Source organism: Myxococcus sp. NMCA1 (assembly GCF_026810205.1).
Taxonomy (GTDB): domain Bacteria; phylum Myxococcota; class Myxococcia; order Myxococcales; family Myxococcaceae; genus Myxococcus; species Myxococcus xanthus_A.
Genome location: NZ_CP113950.1, coordinates 6,150,502 through 6,165,082, shown reverse-complemented (window position 1 = coordinate 6,165,082; position 14,581 = coordinate 6,150,502). Strand labels below are relative to the sequence as shown.

14 protein-coding genes and 1 tRNA gene are annotated in these 14,581 nt (G+C 69.2%); all 15 read left to right on the top strand.

The window, feature by feature from the left end:
• The first annotated feature begins 16 nt into the window (after positions 1-16).
• A complete protein-coding gene (gene agmC, locus OZ403_RS25355) occupies positions 17-5,734 on the top strand; it encodes an adventurous gliding motility protein AgmC (RefSeq protein ID WP_268784904.1) in 5,718 nt (1,905 codons plus the stop codon).
• A gap of 108 nt (positions 5,735-5,842) precedes the next feature.
• Positions 5,843-5,916: transfer RNA gene (locus OZ403_RS25350), tRNA-Arg, on the top strand.
• Positions 5,917-6,242: 326 nt separating this feature from the next.
• Complete coding sequence (locus OZ403_RS25345) at positions 6,243-6,386, top strand: hypothetical protein (RefSeq protein WP_268781987.1); 144 nt, start codon at positions 6,243-6,245, stop codon at positions 6,384-6,386.
• The gene (locus OZ403_RS25340; protein WP_268781986.1) at positions 6,383-7,075 is read left to right on the top strand and encodes a PP2C family protein-serine/threonine phosphatase; all 693 of its coding nucleotides are present in this window, start codon (positions 6,383-6,385) and stop codon (positions 7,073-7,075) included. Before OZ403_RS25345 ends, OZ403_RS25340 begins: the two co-directional genes overlap by 4 nt.
• Positions 7,072-7,566: a hypothetical protein gene (locus tag OZ403_RS25335; RefSeq protein ID WP_268781985.1), complete on the top strand. Its 495-nt coding sequence runs from the start codon at positions 7,072-7,074 to the stop codon at positions 7,564-7,566. The genes OZ403_RS25340 and OZ403_RS25335 overlap by 4 nt, the downstream gene beginning before the upstream one ends.
• A complete protein-coding gene (locus OZ403_RS25330) occupies positions 7,563-7,835 on the top strand; it encodes a hypothetical protein (RefSeq protein ID WP_268781984.1) in 273 nt (90 codons plus the stop codon). Before OZ403_RS25335 ends, OZ403_RS25330 begins: the two co-directional genes overlap by 4 nt.
• Complete coding sequence (locus OZ403_RS25325; RefSeq protein ID WP_268781983.1) at positions 7,832-8,077, top strand: hypothetical protein; 246 nt, start codon at positions 7,832-7,834, stop codon at positions 8,075-8,077. The genes OZ403_RS25330 and OZ403_RS25325 overlap by 4 nt, the downstream gene beginning before the upstream one ends.
• Positions 8,074-9,699: a DGQHR domain-containing protein DpdB gene (gene dbpB, locus OZ403_RS25320; protein WP_268781982.1), complete on the top strand. Its 1,626-nt coding sequence runs from the start codon at positions 8,074-8,076 to the stop codon at positions 9,697-9,699. Before OZ403_RS25325 ends, dbpB begins: the two co-directional genes overlap by 4 nt.
• The gene (locus OZ403_RS25315; protein ID WP_268781981.1) at positions 9,696-10,046 is read left to right on the top strand and encodes a LexA family protein; all 351 of its coding nucleotides are present in this window, start codon (positions 9,696-9,698) and stop codon (positions 10,044-10,046) included. Before dbpB ends, OZ403_RS25315 begins: the two co-directional genes overlap by 4 nt.
• Positions 10,043-10,309 carry a hypothetical protein gene (locus OZ403_RS25310; protein ID WP_140875174.1) on the top strand — a complete coding sequence of 89 codons (267 nt, stop codon included), beginning with the start codon at positions 10,043-10,045 and terminating at the stop codon, positions 10,307-10,309. The genes OZ403_RS25315 and OZ403_RS25310 overlap by 4 nt, the downstream gene beginning before the upstream one ends.
• Positions 10,306-11,424 carry a DUF5131 family protein gene (locus OZ403_RS25305; protein WP_268781980.1) on the top strand — a complete coding sequence of 373 codons (1,119 nt, stop codon included), beginning with the start codon at positions 10,306-10,308 and terminating at the stop codon, positions 11,422-11,424. Before OZ403_RS25310 ends, OZ403_RS25305 begins: the two co-directional genes overlap by 4 nt.
• Positions 11,417-11,848, top strand: coding sequence for a hypothetical protein (locus OZ403_RS25300; protein ID WP_268781979.1), 432 nt, complete (start codon positions 11,417-11,419; stop codon positions 11,846-11,848). The genes OZ403_RS25305 and OZ403_RS25300 overlap by 8 nt, the downstream gene beginning before the upstream one ends.
• A complete protein-coding gene (locus tag OZ403_RS25295; RefSeq protein WP_268781978.1) occupies positions 11,845-12,399 on the top strand; it encodes a DUF1643 domain-containing protein in 555 nt (184 codons plus the stop codon). Before OZ403_RS25300 ends, OZ403_RS25295 begins: the two co-directional genes overlap by 4 nt.
• Positions 12,396-12,569, top strand: coding sequence for a hypothetical protein (locus OZ403_RS25290; RefSeq protein ID WP_268781977.1), 174 nt, complete (start codon positions 12,396-12,398; stop codon positions 12,567-12,569). Before OZ403_RS25295 ends, OZ403_RS25290 begins: the two co-directional genes overlap by 4 nt.
• Positions 12,566-14,533: a DNA cytosine methyltransferase gene (locus tag OZ403_RS25285; RefSeq protein ID WP_268781976.1), complete on the top strand. Its 1,968-nt coding sequence runs from the start codon at positions 12,566-12,568 to the stop codon at positions 14,531-14,533. The genes OZ403_RS25290 and OZ403_RS25285 overlap by 4 nt, the downstream gene beginning before the upstream one ends.
• Positions 14,534-14,581: the final 48 nt, after the last annotated feature.

The window sequence follows — 14,581 nt, the reverse complement described above, 5'->3', positions numbered from 1 at the left end:
AAAGAGGGGCGTCTTGATGAAGGGCACGGGGCTCAAGGCGGCGCTCGCGGCGGGCGTGTTGTTGAGCGCCATTGTCGCGGTGGCTGGGCCGGACACGTTCTTCCTGGGATTGGGCAGCGATGGCTTGACGGTCCCGTCCGCCCAGAACCAGCCCACGGAGGTGCAGGTCAATACCTACGCCCCGGTGATTGCCATCACGACAACGAGCGAGGGGCGTCCTCAACTGATGCTGGGCAACCGGCGCCAGGGCAACGCTGCCTCCAACTTCGCCAACGACCGATTGGTGATGGTGCTCCAGACAACGGGCATCACCCCGACCGAGGTCCCCGATGAGGCGTTCGAGCAGGACACGCTCGAGTTGGGGAACAGCGCGGTGGGCCGGTGGGAGTTGGGAACGATTACGGGCTTCAACAGCACCACGGGGGCGCTGGTGCTGTCACAGCCGCTCAAGTACAGCTACGCTCCTGACGCCACACAGGTCATTCTCGTTCCCCAGTACACCTCCGTCACCGTCGCGGACGGCGCGCGTATCGAGGCGTTGCCTTGGGATGGCGCGTCGGGCGGCGTCGTGGCGTTCCTGGCTCAAGAGGGCATCCAACTCAATGGCACGGGCGTCATCAGCGCCGCGTCGGCCGGATTCCGTGGCGGCGTGTTCACGCGTGAAGAAGTCGAAGACGACCCTGCGGAGGGGTGTGACCGAACCGATGACGGGGCCGGGGACTTCCGGCTAGGGATGAAGGGGGAGGGGCTGTCGACCACGCGCTACACCGGGGCCGGGGCCCTTCGAGGCCTCAGGAACTTCACCCATGGCGGCGGCGGCGGCGTGTGCAAACAGTCTGGCGGCGGTGGTGGCGGCAACGCGGGTATGGGCGGATTGGGGGGCAGGTCGATGGACGGCAGCCGGAGCATGGGCGGGCGTGGTGGCACGTCTCTGAGCTATTCACCGCTCGACCACCTGACGTTCGGCGGTGGAGGCGGCAGCGGTCAGGGACACACGGCGACCGCTCCGGCTCCCAACGGTGGACGGGGAGGCGGGATTGTCTTCCTTCGCGCGGCCAGCCTGTCAGGTGGCCGGGTCGATGCGTCTGGCGCGTCCGCCGCCGAGAGTTCGGACAGTGGCGGCGGTGGTGGGGCGGGTGGCTCCATCTCCGTCCGCTTGACGGAGACCTGCAGCACCACCGCTATCGTGGCGAACGGTGGCAACGGAGGTGATGTCGATAGTGTGCAGTCGGGGACGGTGAACGCCGCGGGCCCGGGCGGTGGCGGCGGTGGTGGACGTGTCCTGCTTCAGGCGGGCGCTTCGTCGACCTGTCCCATCTCGGTCGACAGTGGCGTGGCGGGGCTGACCTCGGACGATGGCGAGGCGCCGGTGGCTCGGGGGGCGATGCCTCCTGCATCGTCCATCCGGCTCCCTCCCTACGTCGGCTCGGTCACCTTCCTGGTGGGCGGTATGCCCGAGACGATTGCCGCGCCGGAGCTGACCATCGCGAACGCACTGGTGAAGACCTCGTCTCCGCTGGTGACAGGAACCGGAGCGCCTGGGGCCGGGCTATTGATCTATCGGAACCGCCCCGGCCAGGCCTCGGTGCAGGAGTTCGTGGTGCGCACCGTCATCGGTGCGAATGGCACATACGCCGTGAACGTCCCGCTTCAAGAGGGGAGCAACACGCTGAAGGCGGCCGTGGAGCGCCAGGGTTTGCAGGGGAGTTACTGCACGGATTTGCCTGTCACCGTGGACACCCGCCCACCGGATACACGCGCCTCTACGAGCCTGTCGTTTCCGACCAATGCCGATGAAATCACCTTCACCGTCGAAGGAGATGAGGCAGAGGGCCAGCGATGCGATAACGCGGCGACCCTCCCCTGCACGCTGCAGTGCCGGCTCACGCGGCCTTCTCAGCCCACGCCAGCCTTCAGCCCCTGCACGTCCGTTTCCAGTCATGACATCTCAGCGGCCGGCGGCACCTACCGGTTCGAGGCGAGGGCGATCGATGCCGCGACGAACGAGGACCCGACGCCCGCCGTCATTGAATTCGTGGTGGACCACGACTCACCGGATGTGAGCATTCGCTCGACGAATCCAGCGCCTCCTGTGTCCATGTCTCATTTGGACATTGCTGCGTTTGGTTTTGATTCGAATGCCAGTGATTTGGACCGCTTCGAGTGCAGACTGGGCGTGGCGGTTCCTCCCGAGGAAGACCCGGAATACGGCGCGTGGGCGACGTGCCCGGCGAACCATGTCCTGTCCGGGCTCCTGCACGGGCACGGCTACACGTTGGAGGTGCGCGCGGTGGACCGTGCCGGGAATCAAAGTCCCGAGGATACGCACCCGTGGACGGTGGACCTGGTGGCGCCCGACACGGAGTTCACCGATGCGTTGCCGGAGGTGACGTCACAGAACGTGCCGTTCGCATTCGGTAGCGACGACACGGACGTGGTGCGCTTCGAGTGCAGCCTGGACTCGGCGCCCTTCGCGACGTGCACCTCGCCCTTCACGCCTGTCACTCCGCCGGCGGACGGGACGCACACGTTGCAGGTGAGGGCGGTGGATGAAGCGGGCAACGTGGACCCGACGCCCGCGATGCATACCTGGGTGGTGGACACGGACGGGCCTCCGGCGACGATTCGACTGGGCCCGCCGGACCCCAGCAACCAGGCGACGGCGGGCTTCGACTTCGATTCGACGGCTGCGGATGTCGTGCGCTTCGAATGCCAACTGGCGGAGGTGCCCGCGACGGGCAGTTCGACGACTGGCACGTGGGCTACATGCCCCGCCTCGAAGCTCTATTCGAACCTGACGCATGGCTCGCGCTACACGTTGTGGGTACGCGCGGTGGACCGTGCCGACAATCCGGGGACGGAGGACACGCACTCGTGGACGGTGGACCTGGTGGCGCCCGACACGGAGTTCACCGCTGCGTTGCCAGAGGTGACGTCACAGAACGTGCCGTTCGCATTCGGCAGCGACGACACGGACGTGGTGCGCTTCGAGTGCAGCCTGGATTCGGCGCCCTTCGCGACGTGCACCTCGCCCTTCACGCCTGTCACTCCGCCGGCGGACGGGACGCACGCGTTGCAGGTGAGGGCGGTGGATGAAGCGGGCAACGTGGACCCGACGCCCGCGATGCATACCTGGGTGGTGGACACGGACGGGCCTCCGGCGACGATTCGACTGGGCCCGCCGGACCCCAGCAACCAGGCGACGGCGGGCTTCGACTTCGATTCGACGGCCGCGGATGTCGTGCGCTTCGAATGCCAACTGGCGGAGGTGCCCGCGACGGGCAGTTCGACGACTGGCACGTGGGCTACGTGCCCCGCCTCGAAGCTCTATTCGAACCTGACGCATGGCTCGCGCTACACGTTGTTGGTACGCGCGGTGGACCGTGCCGAAAATCGGGGGACGGACGTCCCGCACTCGTGGACGGTGGACCTGGTGGCGCCCGACACGGAGTTCACCGCTGCGTTGCCGGAGGTGACGTCACAGAACGTGCCGTTCGCATTCAGTAGCGACGACACGGACGTGGTGCGCTTCGAGTGCAGCCTGGACTCGGCGCCCTTCGCGACGTGCACCTCGCCCTTCACGCCTGTCACTCCGCCGGCGGACGGGACGCACGCGTTGCAGGTGAGGGCGGTGGATGAAGCGGGCAACGTGGACCCGACGCCCGTGATGCATATGTGGGTGGTGGATACGGCCGCGCCAGATACCGCCATCAGTCTCACGTCTCCGGTCCCCCCGCGGAACCCGAACAACTCCCGCTCGGCGGCATTTGGCTTCACCTCCTCCGCGACGGACGTAGTCCGTTTCGAATGCAGGCTGGACACGACGGAGCCCGAGTCCACCACGGGAACCTGGCAGACGTGTCCCTCTGCCCATGTCATCAACGACCTCGTCAATGGCACCACCTACCAGCTTCACGTCAGGGCGGTCGACCGGGCGGGAAACAGTGACGCGTCGCCGGCCAGCCATTTGTGGCGTGTGGACGTGACCCCTCCCAACACGGTGTTTACGCAGGCGCCTGCGGAATTGACGAGTGACCTGGTCGCGACGTTTGGCTTTGCGTCACCTCAGGACTCGGATGTCGACTATTACGAGTGCAGCCTGGATGGAGACCCCTTCGAGAGGTGCGTCTCTGGCGTCGAGTTCCAGGTCGACGACGGGGTGCACAAGATGCTCATTCGCGCCGTGGACACGGCGGGAAACGTGGACGACACGCCCGCAACGCATGTCTGGCGGGTCGACTCCGGTCCTGTCATCACTGAGATCAGGGCGCGGCCACCGCAGCTCACCAACGAGTCGGTGGCCAGGTTTGTCTTCACGTCGAACAAGGGGCATGTGGCGTTCCGGTGCAAACTGGATGACCAGACCGAAGTCGACTGTGGCTCCATCACGCCAGATCCAGAGGATCGGGAGACTGAGCACCCCTTCAACGTATCGGATGGACGGCACACGCTGAATGTCCACGCCGTGGACCAGGACAACGGAGACCGGGATGAGACGGGTGCCTCCTACACCTGGTCCGTGGATACGGTTGCCCCGGGGCCACCGCTCATCACGGAGCCCATAACGGCGTACGTCAACACGACCACGCCTGTCATCCGGGGAACCGCCCCCGAGGCCGGGACGGTGACGGTGTATCTGGGGGCACTGAACGTCGGGCAGGCGGCGACGAGCGGCACTCTCTCCTGGGAGCTGAGCGGCCTCCAGTTGGAGGAGCGGCAGTACACCCTTCGCGCCACGTTGACGGACCCGGCATCCAACACGGGCTCACTGAACGCCTCCGAGCCGCGCGTCTTCACCGTGGACGTCACGCCGCCGGACACCACCATCACCGGGGCGCCCCCTGCTCGGGGCCGCGAACGGACCGTCACTTTCGAGTTTGAGCATCGGCAGGAGGTGAACTTCGCTGGCTTCCAGTGCAGCCTCAATGACGAGCAATACCGGGACTGCACGACGCCTTACGAGGTCATGGTTCCCCAGGATGGTACCTATCTCCTCAGCGTTCGCGCCCGCGACCTTGCTGGCAATCTGGATCCGACGCCTGCCACCCATACCTGGTTGGTCGACTCCAAGCGGCCCGAGACGAGCATCATCAACAAGCCTGGCTTGTTCGACCACTCGTCGCGCTCCGTGTTCTTGTTCGGCTCCGATGAAGAGGAGGTTCGCTACGAATGCAGTCTGAATGGCGCCGCATTCGCGCCCTGCGACAACCCCGTCACGCTGCCTCCGCTTTCGCAGGTGGCGCACACGCTGCAAGTCCGTGCTGTGGACAGCGTGGAGAACGTGGACGACTCCCCGGAGAGCTACACCTGGACGGTGGATGACACGCCCCCAGAGGTCCCTTCGCTGAGCTTCCCGACGCCCGGTGCCCTCGTGGAGACGCGCACGCCGCAGTTTCGAGGAGCCGCACTGGGGGAGGCCAGCGAAGTCGTGATCAGGGTGGATGGCGACGAACGCGGGCGGGCGTCCGTGGATGGAGCGGGGCAGTGGCGCTTTACCCTGACGGGGTCGTTGCCCGACGGCGAGCACTCCGTGAGCGTCTACGCGGTGGACCTGGCTCGCAACCAGAGCGCGGCCAGCGAGCTCGTGACCTTCACGCTCATCCCATCCACGGAGATCGACTCGCGAGGAGGAGGCCTGAGCTGTTCATTGGGTGGCAGTGGCCAGGCGCCTGTCGCCTCCCTGGGGTTCGTGGCGTTCGCCCTGCTGGCCGCTCGCCGGAGGAGGCAGCCGTAACCGGCCGCCTTTGGGGGGAATGGGGCGGCGCACGCATCCGGTTGGGGGATTGCGTGCTTGCTTCGGCGGGGAACTTCGGCTACTTGTGCCCCACCGTCAGAGCTGTCTGCGCGATTAGCTCAGCTGGATAGAGCGTTGGCCTCCGGAGCCAAAGGCCGCAGGTTCGAATCCTGCATCGCGCGCTGGTGGAAGTGCCCGGGATTCTTGAGGTTGTTCCTCATGAATCCCGGGCGCTGACCCCCTTTCCGGGAGCACCGCCCACCTATTGCCCACCTGAGCGCATTTGCCGCGCTGCGTTGTGGCGTGGTGTGCGCATGTCGGGAATGCGCGCCCTTGGTGGGGGTGTGCGATGAGCGCCCCTAATGCTCGTCGGGGCGCAAGCCGCAGGCGCTCTATTGCGGCCCCGGCCCGTCCCCGGCCGCTGCGCCAGCCGGCTCTAGCCATCGGTAGGGCATCAGCGGTCGCCCCCGCGGGCCCTGTCGGGACCGTCCTCCACTCCGCGCTGGTGGTGGCTGCCGCCCAGGGCCGGAACGTCGTCCTGGACCCGGGTGACTGCCGGGCGCTCCTCGCCGACCTCGCGGAGTTGAAGCGCTTCCGCACCGCCGGACAGCCGTCCACCACGCCGGACGGCAGCAAGGGCGGTGGACGATGAGCGCCGCCACCCAGGTCCAGCCCCTGGCTCTGGCCGGCGACGTCGGGGCCTGTACGGAGCGCGGACTGCGCTCCTACCAGGAGGATGCGGTCGGCTACGACGTGGGCGCGAACGTGTCCGTCTTCGCCGTGGCGGACGGGCTGGGCGGGCACCCCAACGGGGACCTGGCCAGCCGCGCCGCAGTGGACTCGGTGCTCCTCACCACCCAGGCCGGTGGGCAACTGACGGACGCGCAGGCGCGCAGCACCGTGGCCAGGGCGGAGGTGTCCGTCCTTGCCTCCGGAGGCAGCACCACCCTGGCCCTGCTGATGCTGGCGGGCTCGTCCGCGGTGGTGGCGCACGTTGGCGACAGCCGCGTGTACCGGCTGCGCTGCGGAGTTCTTGAGCAACTCACCCAGGACCACCGCATCTACCGGCACGTCCTCAACCGGTGCCTGGGGGCCACGAGTCCGGACTGCCCCTCGGAGCCGGACGTGCGCGTCCTGGACACGGAGCCGGGCGACGTCTGGGTGCTGGCTACCGACGGCGTCTCGGACACCTTGGGCCACCCTGAGATTCGCGCCGTCCTCCGCGAGTTGCCCGCGCACAACGCGCGGTGGGCTGCCGAGGAGTTGGTGCGCCGGGCCCTGGACGAGGGCAGCACCGACAACTGCACCACCCTCGTGGTCCTGGTGGGAGGTGGGCGATGACGCGCGCTGCGAAGAAGGCAGGGGCGCGGAAGGCGCTGGTGACGAAGCGCCCGGAGCCGGTGGATCCGCTGCTGGTGCTCCTGCTCGCGCAGGTGACGGCGCTGGTCCAGCGGCCGGGTGGGGCGGACGCGCTGGGCGAGCTGCTCTACGCCGCGCTCGAATGCGAGAAGGGCGTGGACGGGCTCTGCTCTGTGTGTCGCGGCACCATCCGTCAGGTGCTCGACGGGCGGCCGCTCCAGGCGGAGCCGAGCCGCCGAGAGACGGCGCCCCTTCTCACGCCCACGTCGGATGGCAGGTACATCGTCTCGTTCGTCAACGTGGGGATTATCGGGCTCGTCGGCCGGTGTGACAGCCACGGGTGCTGGCACTACTCGACGCTCGGGGCGTGCTTCGCGCCAACGCGGTACGCCTCCAAGAAGGATGCTGCGGCGGGCCTGGTCGACTTCGTCTCGGTCGAGGGCGAGCGGTTGCTGAAGGGCGGTGCCCGGTGAGCGTCCTGTACTTCACCGCCCTGGCCCCGCCCGCGTACCCGGAGCCCCAGAAGGCGACGGCGCCAGCCATCGTCTCGCGCACCGAGGCGCGCAGCGGGAGCGGCTACCGCGTGACTGCTCGCGACGCGAGCGGCGACCCTGTTGTGTCCGTCTGGGACTCCTCCGTGTCCGAGGCGCGGCACGTGGTGGAGCGCTCGGCCGCGAAGCTGGCCTCCATCGCGAACAAGCACCCCGACGGAGTGCCCTTCGTGCGGAGGCTCGCGTCATGAACTGCACCCGGCGCCCGCAGCTCTTCTTCAAAAGCGCTCCCGGTGGCCCTCTGGGCTGGCGCACCACCATCCGCGCCGATGGCCTTCCGGAAGTGAAGGAGGACGGCCGCAACTCCGACGAGGCGAAAACGCTCGCGTACGCCAGCCTGCAGCGGCTGGTTGACGCGTCCGAGTCCCAGGGCAACCCGCTCGACATCGAGGACTTCGACATCTACGTCGACGACGCGGAGGGCGCTCAATGAGCACGGCCCTTCGCATCGCGCTCGTGGGCTGCGGCAAGAAGAAGGCGACGCAGGTCGCTGCTGCCCGGGACCTTTACAAGGGCCCTCTGTTCCGTGCGCACCTCGCCGAGGCGGAAGCGACCTGCGGCCACGTCTACATCGTGTCGGCGCTCTACGGCCTGCTGGCGTTGACGGACGAGCGGGAGCCCTACGACGTCACCCTGGACGGCATGGCCCGGGAGGAGCGCGCCGCATGGGGCCGGTCCGTGCTGGATGCGCTGGCTCGCATCTACCCGGCCAGCTCCGTCTCCGTGGAGTTGCACGTCTACGCCGGGGCCGCCTACGTGGCGCCGCTCCGTGCTGCCCTGGAAGAGTCACCCCGCGAGGGCTGGACGCTGGTGGAGCCCCTCAAGGGGGCCACCCAGGGCGCGAGGCTGCGCGTGCCGTCTGAGGCTCGCCGCGCCCGCGAGGCCGCTCGGACCTCGCCGCCTGCCCAGGTGCTGCGCCTCGCTGCGCTCCGCGTGGAGCAGTCGCCCGGGCGGCACCTCTACCTGTTCTCGGTGGACGGCAAGCGGGTGCCGGAATTCGCCACCGTGTCCCGGGTGCGCCGCGAGGACGGGCAGCTCACCGGCTACCAGCGTCCCGAGGCGCTGAGCCACATTGCGGCCATCCGCGAGTACCTGGAGAGCACGTCGCCGCTGGTGCCCAACGCCGTGGTGCTGGCCTTCGACTCGCGCGTCGGCTTCGAGGAGCTCGCACCAGGAGCGGAGCACGGGCACCTCGTCATCCCCTTGGAGGAAGGGGAGAACGCCCCTGGCTTCATCGTGGATGGCCAGCAGCGCCTGGCCGCCGTGCGCGAAGCGTTGGTGGCGGCATTCCGCATCGCGTGTGTCGCGTTCATCACCGACAGCCCCGGCGAGCAGGCCGAGCAGTTCATCCTCGTCAACCGCACGAAGCCGCTTCCCGCTGGGCTCATCCACGAACTGCTGCCCAGGACGCACGGTGCACTTCCCGCCGCGCTGGAGATGAAGCGGCTCCCTGCCGCGCTGGTGGAGCGGCTCAACCAGGACGAGGCAAGCCCTCTGCGAGGCCTCGTCGTCACCGTCACCAACCCGCTGCGCACCGGCCGCACGCCCGCGGCATGGAAGGGGCGGACGGGTTTGCTCAAGGACACCAGCCTCCTCAAGACCCTGGAGTACAGCCTCTCCGACGGGGCGCTCTACAGCCGCGAGCCCCAGTCCGTGGACGCCATGGTGCAACTGGTGAGCGCGTGGTGGTCGGCCGTGCGCGCCTCCTGGCCGGAGGCGTGGGGCAAGCACCCCAGCGAGTCGCGCCTCTTCCATGGCGCGGGAGTGACGGCTCTGGGCCTGCTCATGGATGGCGCGGTGGATGAGCTGCGCCGCCACGGTGAGGCACTCACCGAGGAGTTGTTCCGCCGCGAACTCGCCCTGGTGGCGGCGGACTGCGCATGGACGAAAGGTGCCTGGGATTTCCCGGCGCCCACCGGCCGGCGCGAGTGGAAGGGCATTCAGAACACCCCCAACGACGTGCGGATGCTCGCCCAGCACCTGACGACGCTCTACCGCGAGCGTTGCCGGAGCCGTGAGGACCGCCGTCCCACCCGAAAGGCAGGTGCCGCATGACTCCATGTCCAGACCCTCGTCCGCGTCGCCGCCGCCCGGAACTTGAGCGCGGCAATGCCTCCATTGAGCCGCTGACTCCACGGCAGAAGGAAGTGGCGGCCCTCATCCTCGTCATGACGAAGGAGCGCGGCTTCCCGCCCACCGTGCGCGAGCTGGCCTCCCGTCTGGGCGTCGCCTCCACCAACGGCGTCAATGACTTGCTGACTGCGCTGGAGCGCAAGCGCCGCCTCACCCGCGAATCGAAGGCGGCGCGCTCCCTGGTGCTCACCGTGTCCGGCATCGAGGCCGCGGAGAAGTACCTGCGCGACACCGCCACCACCGATGTCGAGGAAGGAGCCATGCCGTGAGCGAGTCCACCCAGGAGTTTGTGCCGTACAGCCGCGAGCAGCTGCTGGAGAAGTCCAACGAACTGGCCGGCGTCCTCGAGAAGATTGATGAGGTCCGCGAGGAGAAGGCCGCAGCCATGAAGGACTTCAAGAAGACGGAGGGCGACCTCTCCGCCAAGGCCCGCAAGCTGTCCAAGGTCATCCGCCAGAAGGGCGAGTACCGGGACAGGCAGGCCACCATCTTCGAGGTGAGCGCCGCGCGGAAGCCCCGGGAGGACGCGTGAGCGCCACGACTTCCATCGAGTGGACGGACCACACCTTCAACCCATGGCGGGGATGCGCCAAGATCCACACCGGCTGCACCCACTGCTATGCCGAGAAGAACGTCGGCGTGGCAATCCATGGCATCGCCTGGGGCGAGGTGTGGTCCGGCGGGCAGCGCGTCATCGCGGCCGACAGCACCTGGAGGCATCCGCGCGCATGGGCCCGCGCGGCCGCGAAGGCTGGCGTGCGCCGGCGCGTGTTCTGCGCGTCCCTGGCGGACGTGCTGGAAGTGCCCGAGTACCCGCCGTTTCAGCACCTCACCACGGAGCGCCGCGAGCGCGTGAACGAGGCGCGCCGAGCCCTCGACGAGGCGCGCGCGAAGCTCTGGGACGTAATCCGGGAGACGGCCCACGTGTGCCAGGGGTGCCAGCGCCCGCACGCGATGAGCGCTGATCTCCCGGGCAGGACGGCTCGGCTGAGCGACCTGGCCAGCGTTGGCGCGGCGTGCGAGGGGCGCGACGGCCGGTGCGTCAACACCGCCTCTGGTGGACTCGACTGGCTGCTCCTCACGAAGCGCCCGCAGAACTGGGAGTTGGTGCCCGAGGACGTGCGCCCCTTCGTGTGGCTCGGCACGAGTGCGAGCGACCAAGGCACGTGGGACTCGGGCGCGGACGAGCTCGCCAAGGCGGAGGGCTTCGCGCAGCTCTTCGTGTCCTTGGAGCCGATGGTGGCGGCCGTGGACATGGGGCTGGGGCGGAACCGTAAGAGCGAACGCGTCCTGCGCTGGTACCGGCCGCTGAAGGACTCCATCGGCTGGGTCATCGTCGGTGGCGAGTCGGGCAGCAAGGCGCGGCCGTGCCACGTCGAGTGGGTGCGGAACATCGTGCGCCAGTGCCGCGCCGCCGGGGTGCCGTGCTTCGTCAAGCAGCTCGGCGAGGTGCCGGTGCTTCGCGAGCCGGCGGCGGGCGAGGACCCCTTCATCCCCGACAGGGAGTGGCCGCAGGGGACGCTCTTTGGGAACCACCGGCGCGTCGATGGGCTGAACGGCCGCGTCCCGAGGCTCAACGACAAGAAGGGCGGCGACATGGCCGAGTGGCCCGAGGACCTGCGCGTCCGGGAGGTGCCCCATGGTTGAGCGCATCCGCGGCCTGACGCTCATCCGCCCCTGGGCCTGGGCCATCGCCTGTGCTGGCAAGGACGTGGAGAACCGCACCTGGGAGCCCCCGCGCGCGATGGTGGGCGGCTGGCTCGCCATCCACGCCGGCAAGAAGTGGGACCAGGACGCGGCGGACTCCATCGCCGACACCTTCGGTGTCCCGGTGCCTGGCGAGAATGAGCAGCCCTCCGGCGTCATCATCGCCGTGGCCCGCCTCGCGGGGGTGGTGCGCGACAGCGAGTCGCCCTGGTTCGGCGGGCCGGTGGGCTGGACGCTGGACCAGGTCGTCCAGCTCCCGACGCCAGTGGCGTGCCGCGGCGCCCAGGGACTGTGGATGCTGCCGGCGCCCGTACTGGAGAGCGTGCACGCCGGATGGGCTGCTGCTCGGGGGGCCCGTCCATGAGCTGCCGCTATCTGGAGGCTGGTGCGCTGTTGAGCGCGTGCGGGACGTACCGCTATTCCCTGTGGCGCGAGTGGGACCAGGTCGCCGCCCCGCGCGTGGCCCTCTGGCTGATGACCAACCCGTCCGACGCGGATGGAGAGGAAGACGACAACACCGTGGCCCGCTGCGTGCGGTTCTCGCAGGCGTGGGGTTGCACCGGGCTCGTCATCGGGAACCCTCGCGCCTACCGGACGCCGTACCCGAAGGAGCTCGCGGCGCGCACTGCGGAAGGCGTGGACACTGTCGGCCCGGCCAACGATGCGGTGCTCTCCGCATTGCTGTCCGCCCCGGAGACGGCCATCGTCATCGCCGCGTGGGGCAACCACTCCAACAACATCGGGCGCGTTGAGGGCGTTGTCGCCCTGGCTCGCTCGGTGGGGCGGCAGCTTCACTGCCTGGGCCTGACGGGCGATGGGAGCCCGAAGCATCCGCTCGCGCGCGGCAAGTCCTTCGTGCCGTACAGCCAGCAGCCCATCCCCTTCGAGCCAGTGCGCATCGAGGCGCGTCCATGAGCCCGCGCGCCTCCTTCATCGCCCTCGGCTGCCTCGCCGTGGGCGCCACCGCCGCCGGGCTCGTGCTGCCCCGGCTGGCCGAGCAGCAACTCCAGTCTGCGGCGACGGCCGCGGGCTGCTCCATCGCGTTCACCGCCATCGCCGCACGCTTCATCGGGGGCCGTTCATGACGTGCACCAACCACTACGAGTTCACCGCCGGTTACCTCTTCTGTGGCTCAGGGCCCGGGGCGTTGGGCAACGACATGGCCACCGTCGAAGTGGCGGGCAGCACCGCCTCCTGGCGCAACCTGGGCGGCGTCGACTTCGACGAAGGGTGCTGCAAGGACTACACGTACCTGACGGGGGCGCCGTCCCTCTGTGCGGACATCGCCACGCTGGCGCCTGAGAAGCTGCGCAAGTTCTGGGGCCCGCGCGCACCGGACATGACGAAGTGGAGTCCTCCGTGCAAGGGCGCCTCAAAGCTGCTGCCAGCCTCAATGGCCGCGACGCAGAAGTACCAGGACATGAACCAGCTCATGTTCCACGCGGCGAAGCTGGTGCTCGCGGCGTACCCGGACCGGGACAACCGTCCGCGCCTCATCGTCGTGGAGAACGTGCCCAGCTTCCGCACGCGGTGCCGGGAGGTGCTTGGAAAGACGATTCGCCTCCTGCGCGAGGCGGGCTACGAGGTGAACGTCACCACGCACGACCTCGGCCAGGAGGGTGGGCTGGCGCAGTCGCGTGAGCGCTTCACCCTGTCTGCCCGGGACTCGCGCCGCTGCCCGGTGCAGGTGGCGCTGCCGCCTTACCAGGGCCTGCGCGGCGTGGGCGAGGTGCTGGCGCCGCTGCCGTGGCCGGATGACCCGCATGCGGGCCGGATGCACCGGCTCCCCCGGGTGAGCTGGCTCAACGCAGTGCGCCTGGCGCTCATCCCCCCGGGCGGCGACTGGCGGGACTTGCCGAAGCGCGGCCACGTGGTGGAGACGCTCCAGCAACGCGGCCTGTGGCCGACGGGCATGGACACGGCTGCCTTCCGTGAGCTGGTGGAGGAGCAGCTCGGGAACCCTGTCGAGGCCTCGCAGAAGAGGCGGGAGGTCCACCGCCGGCATCCCGTCCAGGCATGGGCGGCGCCGTCGCCCACGGTGTCCGGGCCGGGCGGCGCGGGCTTGTGCGCTGTCGAGGACCCGCGCCCGCTGGAGGCGTTGGCGATGGGGGCGGAGAACCCCGCGCGTCACACCAGCAAGTACGCGGTTCAGGACTGGGCCGCCGCTGCGCGGACGGTAACAGGGGCCCAGCAGGTGGGGAGCGGCGGACCTGCCGTCGCGGACGCTCGCGCGGTGGAAGCCCTGGCGATGCGCAAGGACGCCCGACCAGGCGCTGCCGGGGTGCTGCACTGGACCCGGCCCTCTGCCACCGTCATCGCCACGTCCTGGGTGTCCGGCGGCAGCTCTCCGGTGTCGGTGGCCGACCCGCGCGCGGTTGAGTTGCTCGGCCTGGGGCAGACGGCGGACGGAGCTGGCAGCTACGCCGGCCGTCCGGGCCTGTTCGGTGTCGGGGACTGGCGGGCGCCGAGCCCGACGGTGACGGGCAAGGCCACGGTGAGCGGGGGCAACGCTCAGGCCTCGGTGGCCGACCAGCGTGTGGAGCGCCTGGGCCTGGGATGCCACGGCCGCAACGGCTTCTACGGCGTCATCGGCTGGGACACCACCGCCGGCACCATCACCGGGAGCATGCAACTCGACAACGGCTCGTGCTCGGTGGCGGACCCGCGTCTGCCCCACCCGCGCGTGGCCATCGACATCCGATTGGCGCTCCAACTCCTGGCCGAGGGCTGGGAGCCACCGAAGGGGACGCTGGCGCCGGCCATCCTCTCTCCGCTGTCGGGCTGCTGGCACCGGCCCCTCACCACGCTGGAGCTGGCAGTCCTCCAGGGGCTGCCGCACGTCCACCGGGGCGCGCCGCTGGTCCTGGCGGGCAACAGCGACAGCGTGTGGAGGGAGCACATCGGAAACGCCATCCCCGTGGGTGGTGCGCTGGCCTGGGGCAGGGTGCTGCTGGAGTCCCTCCTGCGCTCCGAGCTCGGCGAGGGCTGGGCGTTGCGCGGGGACTACTGGTTCGACGCGCCTTCGCTGAATGCGGGGTACGCAGCGTGAGCACGCCCCTTCTCAAAGAGCTGGCGCACCTGCGCGCGCTCGTCACTG

Excerpts from the sequence above, each read along its gene's own strand:
- agmC (WP_268784904.1), top strand. The coding sequence starts at position 17 with ATGAAGGGCACGGGGCTCAAGGCGGCGCTCGCGGCGGGCGTGTTGTTG.
- OZ403_RS25340 (WP_268781986.1), top strand. The coding sequence starts at position 6,383 with ATGAGCGCCGCCACCCAGGTCCAGCCCCTGGCTCTGGCCGGCGACGTC.
- OZ403_RS25335 (WP_268781985.1), top strand. The coding sequence starts at position 7,072 with ATGACGCGCGCTGCGAAGAAGGCAGGGGCGCGGAAGGCGCTGGTGACG.
- OZ403_RS25325 (WP_268781983.1), top strand. The coding sequence starts at position 7,832 with ATGAACTGCACCCGGCGCCCGCAGCTCTTCTTCAAAAGCGCTCCCGGT.
- dbpB (WP_268781982.1), top strand. The coding sequence starts at position 8,074 with ATGAGCACGGCCCTTCGCATCGCGCTCGTGGGCTGCGGCAAGAAGAAG.
- OZ403_RS25315 (WP_268781981.1), top strand. The coding sequence starts at position 9,696 with ATGACTCCATGTCCAGACCCTCGTCCGCGTCGCCGCCGCCCGGAACTT.
- OZ403_RS25300 (WP_268781979.1), top strand. The coding sequence starts at position 11,417 with ATGGTTGAGCGCATCCGCGGCCTGACGCTCATCCGCCCCTGGGCCTGG.
- OZ403_RS25295 (WP_268781978.1), top strand. The coding sequence starts at position 11,845 with ATGAGCTGCCGCTATCTGGAGGCTGGTGCGCTGTTGAGCGCGTGCGGG.
- OZ403_RS25290 (WP_268781977.1), top strand. The coding sequence starts at position 12,396 with ATGAGCCCGCGCGCCTCCTTCATCGCCCTCGGCTGCCTCGCCGTGGGC.
- OZ403_RS25285 (WP_268781976.1), top strand. The coding sequence starts at position 12,566 with ATGACGTGCACCAACCACTACGAGTTCACCGCCGGTTACCTCTTCTGT.